Here is a 12,016-nt window from a genome sequence, read left to right on the forward strand (position 1 = left end):
ATGAACCGTCCGTTGATTGCAGAACGTTTTTTACAACCAGAAGAAAATCTTTTAATGGAGATCGCCACTCTTGCGAAGAAAACCCAAAATTTGATTGATTTGTCGATTGGTGATCCTGATTTGATTACAGATGCGACAATCATTGAAGCAGCTTTTGCTGACGTCAAAGCGGGTCATACAAAATACACCGCTTCAGACGGCAGTGCTGATTTTATCCAAACTGTCGTTGATTTTTATCAAAAGCAATACCAGCTTACTTTTTCTCCTAGTCAAGTACGAGGAACTGTCGGTGCATTGCATGGCATGTACTTAGCTTTGGCTGCCATCATTGATCCTGGTGATGAAGTGATTATTCATGAACCGTACTTTTCGCCTTACAAACAACAAGTGGAACTAGTCGGTGGTGTGCCAGTCTTTATTCCGACCTTTGAAAAAGATGGCTTTCAAATCGATGTCGAAGTCTTAAAATCCGCCATCACTGAGAAAACTCGGGCGATCATTATCAATTCACCAAACAATCCTACTGGTGCTGTTTTTTCTCCAGAAACTTTTGAAAAAATCGCAGCAGTTGCCATTGAACATGACTTGCTGATCCTCTCAGATGAAGTCTATGAAGCCTTTTGCTTTGATGATACCTTTGTACCGATGGCAGCCTTCGCACCTGAGAACACCATCACTTTCAGCAGTTTCTCAAAAGCCTTTGCCATGACTGGCTGGCGGATCGGCTACATGATTGCACCTGAATCGATCAATCTTACGGCAAAACTGATCAATGAGGCGATCGCCTATTCGGCACCAACCCCTTCACAACGGGCAGGTATCTACGCATTGAATCACTATGATACCCTCGTGCCGCAAGTGGTTGCTGTCTTTAAGGAACGACTGACTTACATTGAACAACGGGTTGCTGAGATCCCCTTCCTTTCCTTATCTCCAGTCAAAGGAAGCATGTATGCCTTCATCAACATTGAACAAACGGGGTTGGACTCTGTCAGCTTTGTCGAGAAATTATTAAAGGAAACCAGTGTGCTGATGATTCCTGGGAAAGCCTTTGGAGAAACGACCGGCGATGGCTATGTTCGCTTAGCTGCCACCCAATCGTTGGACTTGTTAAAAGAAGCTTTCGACCGGATTGCCGCGTGCTCATTTGACTAAAGAAAATCCCACTCACTTCTAGTGTGTGGGATTTTTTTTGGTGGCAGCCGTTTTTCAAAAGTATCATGTTCCATATAAAAAAGGGACAGAAGAATCCGATTTGATTCTTCCATCCCATGACTATCTACTCGCTTTTACTTTTTTGCTTCTTCAAGCAATTTTGCCATCGCTTCTTTTTGATAAGCTTCTGTCAATTCAGCGATTTTTGCTTTTTGGGCTGCCTCATCCATAGTTGGATCAGCCATTAATGCAGCTTGCATGTTTTCTTGAACATACGCTTGTCCTTGTGTTTTCATGGTGTCCGCTTGTTCTTTCGCTAAAGAAGCCAGTTTTTTTGCTTGATCCACACTCAAGACTTCCCATGAATCTGGTAATGAGAACGTATTGGTACGGCTGACATATTGGCCATCGTTATCAGCGATTCCGAACAAGAAGCGTGATAGGTCACTTTTATAAACCCAGCGGGTCGTTTTTGTTTCTAATTGAGCTGAATCAGCCCCTGTTTCCACGACATTAGTCACTTTATCAGTACCGGTTTGTTTTGGTTCCTCTTGATCAGCATCCGTTTTATACAGGTAGATTTTTTCCGTACCATCTCCTAATGGCTGATACAATAGCAAATCAAAATTCTCGTTATCGGCACTAGAAACCAGTGGGGTTGTTTTAGCAGTCGTTTCTTTTTCCATTCCAAAATGATAGGTCAAATTGGCCATCAATGCGACGACACTTGCCACGAAGACTAGACCTAAGACCAATGATAAACCTGTTTGCAGCTTGTTTTTGGCAAAGACATTCAGTACCGCAAACCCTAACACGCTAAGAACGATCAAAAGCAAGATCATTTGTCCGCACCTCCTTCAAGAACCGTCAATCGTGGTTCTTTTTTCTTTAAGGAGAAGGCGATCAAGAATCCTAAGAAGCTAAAGACCGCTGCCACATAAAAGGCGGCATGGTAGCCAGATAAAGTCGCTTCGATTGCTTGGTCTTTGTAGGCCAAAGGCGTTTTATCCAGCAAAGAATCACTTGGCAAGTTGCCCTTGGTGACGTTTGTCAAGACACTGATCAAGATAGCCGTACCAATTGAGCTGGCTACTTGACGGAAGGTATTGTTTACTGCGGTACCGTGACTGATCAAGTTTCCAGGCAAGGCATTCATTCCTGAAGTCGTTACTGGCATCATCACCATTGAGATCCCGAACATCCGAATCCCATAAAGAATAATGATATGCAAAATCGGTGTATCTTTTGTTAGGAAAGCAAATGGTAAGGTTGCGGCGGTCAAGATAAACATCCCGGTGATGGCTAAACGTTTTGCACCATACTTATCAAAGATCGCACCAGTGATCGGCATCATGATCCCCATGATCAACGCACCTGGTAATAACATCAATCCTGAATGGAACGCTGATTCACCACGAATGTTTTGGATATACAATGGGAGAACCATTTCAGCACCGATCATCGCCATATTCGTGACCCCTGAAAGGATCGACGCCAAGGTAAAGGTCGTTGATTTGAACACGCGCAACTCTAAGAACGGATGCTCAATGTGCAATTGACGCCATGCAAAGAAAGCAATGAAAAAGACACCGGCTGCAAGAAAACCGATTACTTCAATACTGCCCCACCCTTTGTCACCGACGCTTGAAAAGCCATAGAGCAATGTACCAAAACCAAGCGTTGATAAAATCGCTGAGAACAGATCGATTTTCGGATGCGACAATTCAATCACACTCTTCATTAGAAAGAGCGCTAAGACTAAGACTAAAACGACGATCGGAATGACCATTCCGAACAAATAACGCCAGTCATAATGATCAATGATCCAACCAGATAACGTTGGGCCTAAGGCTGGTGCCAACCCGATAACGATTCCGGACATACCCATAGCTGAACCGCGTTTTTCTGGTGGGAAGATCGACAACATGATATTTTGCAAAAGCGGCATGGAGATCCCTACACCAGCAGCTTGCACTAAGCGGCCAATCAATAATGTAGAAAAGTTCGGTGCAGCAAAGCAAGCGATCGTTCCAGCCAGGAAGATGCTCATGGCGGTTAAGTAAAGATTTCTTGAGCTGAACTTATTGATCAGCCATGCGGTGATCGGGATCATGATCCCATTGACCAGCAAGAAACCAGTTGTCAGCCATTGAACATCAGATGCTGAGATGTCAAAGGCATCCATCAAGGTTGGAAAAGCCGTTGTTAACAATGTTTGGTTCAAAACAGTACAAAACGTACCGATCAGCAAAACCATAACCAGTAAGGAACGGTTGTAAGGTTTGCCATAGATATCTAAAGGACGACTCGTTGACATATTTCACACTCTTTTCAGTATATTTTTCATAAAACCTTCTTTACTTTAAATCTTTCCCTAACGTTTGTCAACCTACTTGACATAAAAGTAAAACAAGTTACAATGTTAACAAATACCTTTACAAGAATGGAGTCCGTATGTCTCATCTTTTTCGAAAACTCGTTGATAATGAAAACTTGTTGGTCGGCATCAGCGAACTTAGTCAAATGTGTGCTATCTCCCCTCGCCAATTGCGTTATTGGGAACAAAAAGGATTTATTCAATCGGTCCCACAAGAAGAAAATGCCCCACGAAAATACCGACTGCCCACGGTCGTCAAAGTGGAAATGATCAAAACGTTTTTAGATGAAGGCTTTACGTTAGCCAAGGCTGTAGAAAAAGCCGACAAAAAAATCAAGACCGCCCATCATATTCGCAAAGTGTTTTCTGGGGTTTTACAGAATTTAGAAGTCATCAATGAACGGTTTACGATCATCAGTCTGGGACCAGTAGACGAAGACGGAAAAATCCTCCATATCATTCACGATGAAGAAACAGAACGATTGCAATATGAAGTGTTGCCTGCTAATCAAACGATCGATTTTGAAAAGTTCAAGCAATGCACATCAAAACAAGCGAAAGAATGAGTTCCCTATCCTCACTTCGCAGTGAAGCAAGCACCCTTGATGACGGTGCTTGCTTCTTTTTGGTGTTCGCTTTCCTTTTAAAGAAGGTGTCCTTTCATTTACAAGGAAAAAGCCTCATGATATAGTCGAAGGGAGAAACGAACCTTTACAAGAATGGGAAGTGTCATATATATGGAAAAAGAAGCTTTTATCCAACAAATCAAGGACGGAGTAATTGTTTCTTGTCAAGCCTTACCTGGAGAACCCTTATATACTGAAAACGGCGGTGTCATGCCCCTATTGGCAAAAGCGGCTCAAGAAGCCGGTGCTGTTGGCATTCGTGCCAATTCCGTTCGCGATATTCGCGAGATCCAAGCAGCTGTTGATCTGCCAATCATCGGAATCATCAAAAAAGACTATCCACCGGAAGAACCATTTATCACAGCAACCATCAAAGAGGTACACGAATTAGCCGCTTTACATATTGCGGTGATCGCTTTGGACTGTACCTTGCGCAAACGTCATGATGGCTTGACGATCAATGCCTTTATCAAGCAAATCAAAGCTCTTTACCCCCATCAACTACTCATGGCAGATATCGCCACCTATGAGGAAGGCATCAATGCCTTTGAAGCAGGTGTCGATTTTGTTGGTACAACTTTGTCCGGCTACACGGCGAATAGTCCTACCAATGACGAACCGGATTATCAGTTGATCCAGCAATTGGTTGCGGCGAAGGTTCCGGTGATAGCCGAAGGCAAGATCCACACCCCGGAACAAGCAAAGAAAATCCACGAAACGGGTGTGACGGGTATCGTGGTTGGTGGTGCCATCACCCGACCAAAAGAGATCGCCAGCCGATTCGTGCAAGAGCTTCGCAACTGAGTCGTTCATTTCCTAAAATAAGTTTTTCTATGCGCCTTGTGACAGAAGGCGCATTCTTTGTTGTCTTTTTGAGAAACGTTTATACTTAAAGAGAACGAATGACAACAGAGAAAGCGAGTGAAGAAAATGACAAAAATCAATGCTGGTACAGCAATGATCAAGGTTTTTGAAGCGTGGGGCATCGACCATATCTATGGAATCCCCGGTGGATCTTTCAACTCAACGATGGATGCTTTGTACCATGAACGGCAATCGGTCAAGTATATTCAAGTACGTCATGAAGAAGCGGGTGCGCTGGCAGCAGCGGCTGATGCCAAGCTAACGGGAAAAGTCGGTGCGGTTTTTGGTTCTGCTGGTCCAGGTGCCACCCATTTGATCAATGGCTTATATGATGCTCAAATGGATAACGTGCCCGTCGTTGCCTTGTTAGGTCAAGTAGCTTCGAGCTCGATGAACTACAATGATTTTCAAGAAATGAATGAAAATCCGATGTTCGCAGATGTCAGTATCTACAATCGCACGGTCATGTCCCCTGAAAGTTTGCCCCACGTGGTGGACGAAGCCATTAAAGCCGCTTACAAATTTAAAGGAGTCGCTGTGGTAACGATCCCGGTCGATTACGGGTTTGCAGAAATCGACGAACAGGAGATTGCAACCGCAAAAAATCATAAGACAGGTGTTCTCCAGCCTGATGACGAGGATTTGCAGGCTGCCCTTCCTTATTTTGAACAAGCAAAAAAACCTGTCCTATATATCGGACAAGGTCTCTTTGGTCATTTTGATGCCATCGATGCTTTTTCTAAGCATTTCTCAATGCCTATCGCAGCCTCTGTCTTAGCTAAAGGCATCGTGCCTGATCTTTATGAAAACTTTCTTGGATTTGCCGGACGGGTTGCGACAAAACCAGCCAATGAAGCTTTAGCAGAAGCCGATCTCATCGTGTTTGTCGGCAGTGACTTCCCTTTCGGCCGCCGCTTTTTCAATCCTGATGCCAACTTTGTCCAAGTTGATATCGACGCCTCGAAATTTGGTCGTCGTCATCAGACGGATGTCTCCGTTTTAGGAGATGGTGCGACCGCTCTTAGAAAATGGACAGAGATGGCAGCCCCACGTCCTGCAGATGCTTGGATAAAAGCCAATCAAGAAAACGCTCGGAAATGGCATGCATGGCGTCATAGTTTTGACCATGATTCGCAAGAGCCCTTACGTCCCGAACCTGTCTATCGAGAAATCAACCGTATCGCAGCCCCTGATGCCCTGTTTGTCACAGATGTCGGTAATGTGACCATCCACAGTATCCGTCATTTAGAAATGACAGGTGAACAGCGTTTCACAACATCTGGCTGGTTTGCGACGATGGGCAATGGCGTACCTGGTGGGATCGCCGCTCAATTGAGCTATCCGGATCGTCAAGTATTCACTTTTAGTGGGGATGGCGGTTTCGCGATGCAAATGCAAGACATCATTACTCAAGTAAAATACAATTTGCCGATCATCAATGTGGTCTTTTCCAATGACTCATTTGGCTTCATTGAAGCGGAACAAGAAGATACCGAGCAAACCAAGTTCGGTGTGCAACTAGCCGGTGCTGATTTTGGTAAAGTTGGGGAAGCCTTAGGTGCGAAAGGCTTTACGGTAATGAAGGAAGAAGAATTAGCGTCCGTCTTCACACAAGCAAAAGAAAGCCACGGACCCGTCGTGATCGATGTCAAGATCGCCAACGAACGACCTCTTCCCGTCGAAGAACTGAAACTGGATCCTAAGCGCTTCAGTGCTGAAGAAATCGCAGCGTTTAAAGCAAAATACCAAGTCCATGATTTGCCAGCTTTGAGTGAGTTGTACATGGATTTTGAAGAATAAAAAAAAGAGAGAAAGACAGCAACCCTGTCCTTCTCTCTTTTTTAATCGATCATTTCGTATTAATAATCTATCGCCCTACTTATTATAAATTTTCGGGCCTTTACGCATGTTTTTCCGATCGTTTTTTGGGGATTCCATCTTTTTTGAACGGCCGCCGCCTTGTTTTTTCTTGATTAGTTCTAACATTTTTTCTTTTTGATCCATCGATTCCACCTCTATTTCTTAGCAATACGATCTGTCGGTTGAAAAGAAGTGTCCCTGACTTCTTTTATGTTTGCGAACAACTACTTTATTTCGATTGGGTTAGAGAACAAAATCTGCCTCTTGATGTGTCTACAATCAGCAGTTGCTTTTGACCTTTTTACTACCCTGATTTAATCTACTTTGATTTTCATTGTTTGTCAATGGTTGTTGAAAAAATCATGTGTATTTGAGGCTTCTCCTATCATAACAAACCCACCATTATTATATTATTTAATCAAATTATCTAATTATATGAAATATTTTTCTTATTTATTGGTATAATTATAATAGAATACCTATTCTATTCTTTTGCTTCCCTCGATCATCTTCCAACTTTCTCCTAGCTTTCGTCGTACTCACAATCACACTATATGAAAGGAGGTGGATATGTGCTGCACACTTATGCACCTGAGCAAATTTATTTGTATGTTTTGATTGGCTGTGCCATTTTAGCTTTTTTGCTGCTTCTGTTTGGCGATATCTTCGATTTCGATGGTCCAGTAGATCCAATGTTGATCATCCCGTGGTTTGCCTTTACAAGTCTCTTCGGTTACTTAGGAGAAACTTTTCTGCCTGGCTATTCGCTCCTGCTTTTCGTCATTAGTGGCTGTCTTTCGACAGGGCTCGTTTTCCTCTTGAATTTTTACGTACTGATCCCCATGCGGAATGCCGAAGCAACACTTTCGAGTTCCGAGAAGGACTTTGAAGGTCGCATCGCAACGGTGCTGACGCCAATCCCTTGTGAAGGAATGGGCGAAATTCAACTTACAAGTGTCACTGGTTCAAGTAATCGACCAGCTACGGCTTTCCAGCCGATCGATGAGCCATTAGCAGCAGGATCGAAGGTTTTGATTATTGAAGTCAAAGAACGCATTTGCTACGTCGTTCCTTACACAGAAAAATTTTTGAATCACTAAACAAAATCACAAAAGAGGTGTATCTATGGATATTATATTATCACCAATTGTCTTTCCGATTGCGATCGTGGCATTTATTTTGCTAATGCTTTTGATCGTCTTTGTCACGAAATATCAAACAGCCAAGCCCGATGAAGCGTTGATCATCAGCGGAAGCTATCTTGGTAGCAAAAATGTACACGCCGATGAAAGCAACAACAAAATCAAAATCGTGCGTGGTGGCGGAGCCTTTGTTTTGCCAGTGTTTCAACGATCGAATCGAATCAGTTTGCTCTCCAGTAAGTTAGACGTCTCCACACCGGAAGTCTACACAGAACAAGGGGTTCCCGTGATGTGTGACGGAACTTCCATTATTAAGATTGGCTCATCCGTGGAAGAAATCGCAACAGCAGCAGAACAGTTTCTCGGAAAAACCCGGGAAGAATTGGAGAATGAAGCGCGAGAAGTCCTAGAAGGTCATCTGCGTTCGATCCTTGGTTCCATGACTGTAGAAGAAATCTATCAAAATCGTGACAAGTTCAGTCAAAGTGTGCAAGAAGTTGCCTCTGTCGATTTAGCAAAAATGGGCTTGATCATTGTCTCCTTTACGATCAAAGAAGTCCGCGATAAAAACGGCTATTTGGATTCTCTTGGAAAACCTAGAATCGCCCAAGTCAAACGGGATGCCGAAATTGCGGAAGCTGAAGCACTGAAAGAAACCCGCATCAAAAAAGCCCAATCGGAACAAGAATCGCAAACAGCGGAATCAAAACGTATGACGGAAATTGCTGAAGCGTTGAAGGAAAAAGAATTGAAACTGGCGCTTTATAAGAAAGAACAAGACATCGCCAAAGCCGATGCCGATCAAGCCTATCATCTACAAAGTGCCATCATGAAACAAAAAGTCCGAGAACAAGAGATTGAAGTCGAAGTCGTTGAACGACAAAAACAAATCGAATTGGAAGAAAAAGAAATCTTACGTCGTGAGAAGCAATTTGATTCTGAGATCAAGAAAAAAGCTGATGCGGATCGTTATGCGCTTGAGCAAGAAGCATTAGCGAAAAAAGCGTCTGCGTTAGCAACCACTGAAGCCGAGCAATTCCGAACAGAGTCCCTGGCAAAAGCCGAAGCCGATAAAATTCGTTTGATTGGTTTGGCAGAAGCCGAGACCACTTTGGCGAAAGGAACGGCAGAAGCCGAAACGAAAGAAAAAATCGCCGAAGCCTTCAAGAAATATGATGAAGCAGCGATCCTTAGCATGATCGTTGAGATCATGCCGCAATTAGTCAAAGAAGCAGCCGCACCATTAGGCAATATCGATAAAATTTCAGTCGTTGATACAGGATCAGGTGAAGGCGGCGGTGCCAATCGTGTCACCAATTACGCCACCAATCTCTTGTCGACCACACAAGAAACATTGAAAGAAACCCTCGGTCTTGATGTGAAATCGTTGATCGAAAACTTCGCCGGTTCCAATACGAGCGAGCCACCTCAAGAATAAGAAAACTGCTGTTAGTCTTCATCGCTTCAAAAGCGACAAGGCGAACAGCAGTTTTTTTCTTACTCATTGCTATTATGCTTACTCAGTAACCTCTTTGACATATTTTGCAGGTACACCAGCCACGATCGTGCGCTCAGCGACGTCTTTGGTCACCACTGCTCCAGCAGCAATAACCGCATGGTCACCGATCGTCACACCGGCAACGATCGTTGTATTTGAACCAATCCAGACATTCTTCCCAATCGTAATGGGTGCTGGATAAAGCGTGCTACGATCTTCAGGGTGAAGTCCATGATTCAAGGTAGCTAGAACAACGTTATGCCCAATTAGGGTACCATCACCGATCGTGATCCCTCCTTGGTCTTGAAAATGACACCCCGCATTGATAAAGACATCTTTGCCAATGCTGATATTCTTGCCATAATCTGTATAAAAGGGTGGAAACAGCGAAAATGTCGGCTCAACTGGTTTTCCTGTCAATTGGGCAAAAAGTTCTTGTAACTCATCAGACTCATGGTAGACTGTATTGATTTTCATCGTGAGTTTTCTCGCCTCAGCACTCAAAGTCACCATTTGTTTGGAAGCTTGCGAACCGCCAAGTAAGGGTTCGCCACTTGCCATGAGTTTGTTTAATTGATCGATCGTCATGTGTTTTACTCCTATTCATTCGTTATTCACGAGGATTTCTTAACGAAAACATAACCTCTACGTCTTCCGCTCCCAGTGCTTCGTTTAGCCCCACCGGATCTTCAATGACACCGATACGACTATAGCCACCATAAGAATTGGTGAAGGTCTGATAAAACAGCACCAACGTATGACTATTCCAGCTCATGATTTCTCCTTCGTGAATGATTTCCGGCCGTTCTGTAGTCATTTCTGGCAAATTCTCAGAAAAACGATAATATTTCTCGTTGTTGTTCAAGTCACTCATTGTCAACGTGAAGGGCATTTGATTCATTAGGTGTTCAGACGCCTCATTTTCATAAAACTTCGCTATAAAATCCTGTTGTCCAACCGTAATGACGACAGCTGTTGCTGATTCTATCGTCGGTTGATCATGATCCTGACTTGCCTCAGAGGAAGTTTCGCTGGCAGACAGCGCATGTCTTTCCTCTATTCCACTTGACCCACAGGCACTTAGTAGGAACAGCAAGACAGCAGGGATGAGTTTTATCAGCATGGCTTCGCTCCTTTCTGCTGATGATTCGATGTAGAAACGAGCAACTGAATGCGTAGTTTCAAAAAAACACGACTGCTCAGCAGAAGAAAGATGAGCGAACAGTCGTGAAGACCGTTGTGACTATTTAGTTCAAATGTTCTTGGAAGAATTCGGTCATTTGGTCAAAAGGAATCACATCTGTTTGGTCATATAGATCAACATGCGAAGCATTAGGAATGACCGTCAGCTCTTTGTTATCGCCTTGTAATTGCTCAAAGGCGTCTTGACTGAAGTAAAGTGAGTGGGCTTTTTCTCCATGAAGCAATAAAACGGCGCTTTGGATCTCATCGATATACGACAAGAGCGGCATATTTAAGAACGACAGCGATGATGTCACGTTCCAACCGTCATTGGAATTTAACGAACGTTCATGATAGCCTCGTTCTGTTTTGTAATAATCAAAGTAATCCTGCATAAAGACAGGCGCATCTTCTGGCAGTGTATCTGGTACCCCACCTGCTCGTTCGTAGCTGCCATTGGCAAAATCGACTGTCCGCTGGGCGTTCAGCTGCTGGCGCAATTCATGGCGTCCTTCAGCTCCCATTTCATCAAAATAACCTTGAGCATTGACTCTCGACATATCATACATGGTGGCCGAAACCGTCGCTTTCACACGGGTATCGATGGCTGCGGCATTCAATGCCATCCCACCCCAACCACAAATTCCAATCAAACCAATTCTTTCTTCATCTACATTCTCTTGGACCGATAGAAAATCGACTGCTGCTTGGAAGTCTTCTGTATTAATGTCTGGGGAAGCCACATAGCGTGGTTCGCCACTGCTTTCACCTGTATAGGACGGATCAAAAGCGATCGTAACAAAACCACGCTCTGCCATCATTTGAGCATATAGACCAGATGCCTGCTCTTTGACTGCTCCAAAAGGTCCGCTAACGGCGATTGCTGGAAGTGGTCCTTGTGCATCAATTGGTTCATAAAGATCAGCAACTAAAGTGATGCCGTAGCGATTCTGGAAAGTTACTTTTCGGTGATTCACCGTATCACTTTCCGGGAAGACTTTATCCCATTCATCTGTAAATGATACATTTTCTGTCATCGTTTCTCCTCCTGAACTGCCTTGTGTTACTTCGTTTGCCTCCTCGTTATTGCTGCTGCAAGCACCTAAAACCAGCGGTACCAGCAAAACTAAAGACACAAGGGCCTTCTTTTGCCTTTTTTTCATTTCATTCGCCTTCTTTCTCGGTCAACTATCCTGTACCTTAGGGCGATCCTCCAATTTTCCTCAACTGATCAAGGTGTGGATTATCACTTTTTCTTGATTGATTGAGCTATTTTTGGATAAACCTATTGTACTTGCAGCACCTTTCTATG

12 protein-coding genes are annotated in these 12,016 nt (G+C 43.7%); 6 read left to right on the forward strand and 6 right to left on the reverse strand.

What is annotated here, in order from left to right:
• The gene (locus IAE45_RS03155; RefSeq protein ID WP_200124931.1) at nt 1-1,155 is read left to right on the forward strand and encodes a pyridoxal phosphate-dependent aminotransferase; all 1,155 of its coding nucleotides are present in this window, start codon (nt 1-3) and stop codon (nt 1,153-1,155) included.
• 134 nt (nt 1,156-1,289) lie between these two features.
• On the opposite strand, the gene IAE45_RS03160 is transcribed toward IAE45_RS03155, so the two are convergent.
• Nucleotides 1,290-1,997, reverse strand: coding sequence for a DUF4811 domain-containing protein (locus tag IAE45_RS03160; protein ID WP_200124933.1), 708 nt, complete (start codon nt 1,995-1,997; stop codon nt 1,290-1,292).
• Nucleotides 1,994-3,472 (reverse strand): MDR family MFS transporter, encoded by a 1,479-nt coding sequence (locus IAE45_RS03165; protein WP_034872230.1) that lies wholly within the window; start codon nt 3,470-3,472, stop codon nt 1,994-1,996. Before IAE45_RS03165 ends, IAE45_RS03160 begins: the two co-directional genes overlap by 4 nt.
• A gap of 137 nt (nt 3,473-3,609) precedes the next feature.
• Between IAE45_RS03165 and IAE45_RS03170 the strand changes: the two genes are divergently transcribed.
• From IAE45_RS03170 to spxB, 3 genes are all read left to right on the forward strand, one after another.
• Nucleotides 3,610-4,098, forward strand: coding sequence for a MerR family transcriptional regulator (locus IAE45_RS03170; RefSeq protein ID WP_142962549.1), 489 nt, complete (start codon nt 3,610-3,612; stop codon nt 4,096-4,098).
• Between the two features lie 171 nt (nt 4,099-4,269).
• On the forward strand, nt 4,270-4,962 hold the full coding sequence (locus IAE45_RS03175) for an N-acetylmannosamine-6-phosphate 2-epimerase (RefSeq protein ID WP_200124935.1): 693 nt from the start codon (nt 4,270-4,272) through the stop codon (nt 4,960-4,962).
• A 126-nt stretch (nt 4,963-5,088) separates the two neighbouring features.
• Nucleotides 5,089-6,822, forward strand: coding sequence for a pyruvate oxidase (gene spxB / locus IAE45_RS03180; RefSeq protein WP_200125298.1), 1,734 nt, complete (start codon nt 5,089-5,091; stop codon nt 6,820-6,822).
• Nucleotides 6,823-6,897: 75 nt separating this feature from the next.
• Here spxB and IAE45_RS19165 read toward each other — a convergent pair whose 3' ends face one another.
• Complete coding sequence (locus IAE45_RS19165; protein WP_005236316.1) at nt 6,898-7,026, reverse strand: hypothetical protein; 129 nt, start codon at nt 7,024-7,026, stop codon at nt 6,898-6,900.
• Between the two features lie 410 nt (nt 7,027-7,436).
• Here IAE45_RS19165 and IAE45_RS03185 point away from each other — a divergent pair, with 410 nt between their 5' ends.
• Nucleotides 7,437-7,982, forward strand: coding sequence for an NfeD family protein (locus IAE45_RS03185; RefSeq protein WP_081118951.1), 546 nt, complete (start codon nt 7,437-7,439; stop codon nt 7,980-7,982).
• A gap of 25 nt (nt 7,983-8,007) precedes the next feature.
• Nucleotides 8,008-9,462, forward strand: a complete 1,455-nt coding sequence (locus IAE45_RS03190) for a flotillin family protein (RefSeq protein WP_096742609.1) — start codon at nt 8,008-8,010, stop codon at nt 9,460-9,462.
• Nucleotides 9,463-9,540: 78 nt separating this feature from the next.
• On the opposite strand, the gene IAE45_RS03195 is transcribed toward IAE45_RS03190, so the two are convergent.
• The 3 genes from IAE45_RS03195 to IAE45_RS03205 form a co-directional block, all read right to left on the reverse strand.
• Entirely contained in the window at nt 9,541-10,110 is a 570-nt protein-coding gene (locus IAE45_RS03195; RefSeq protein WP_142962553.1) for a sugar O-acetyltransferase, read from the reverse strand.
• A gap of 22 nt (nt 10,111-10,132) precedes the next feature.
• Nucleotides 10,133-10,645 (reverse strand): cyclophilin-like fold protein, encoded by a 513-nt coding sequence (locus tag IAE45_RS03200; RefSeq protein WP_200124937.1) that lies wholly within the window; start codon nt 10,643-10,645, stop codon nt 10,133-10,135.
• A gap of 124 nt (nt 10,646-10,769) precedes the next feature.
• Nucleotides 10,770-11,741, reverse strand: a complete 972-nt coding sequence (locus IAE45_RS03205; protein WP_200125299.1) for an alpha/beta hydrolase — start codon at nt 11,739-11,741, stop codon at nt 10,770-10,772.
• Nucleotides 11,742-12,016: the final 275 nt, after the last annotated feature.

It is taken from the genome of Enterococcus sp. S53, from assembly GCF_016516865.1.
In the GTDB taxonomy this organism is placed as follows: domain Bacteria; phylum Bacillota; class Bacilli; order Lactobacillales; family Enterococcaceae; genus Enterococcus_D; species Enterococcus_D innesii.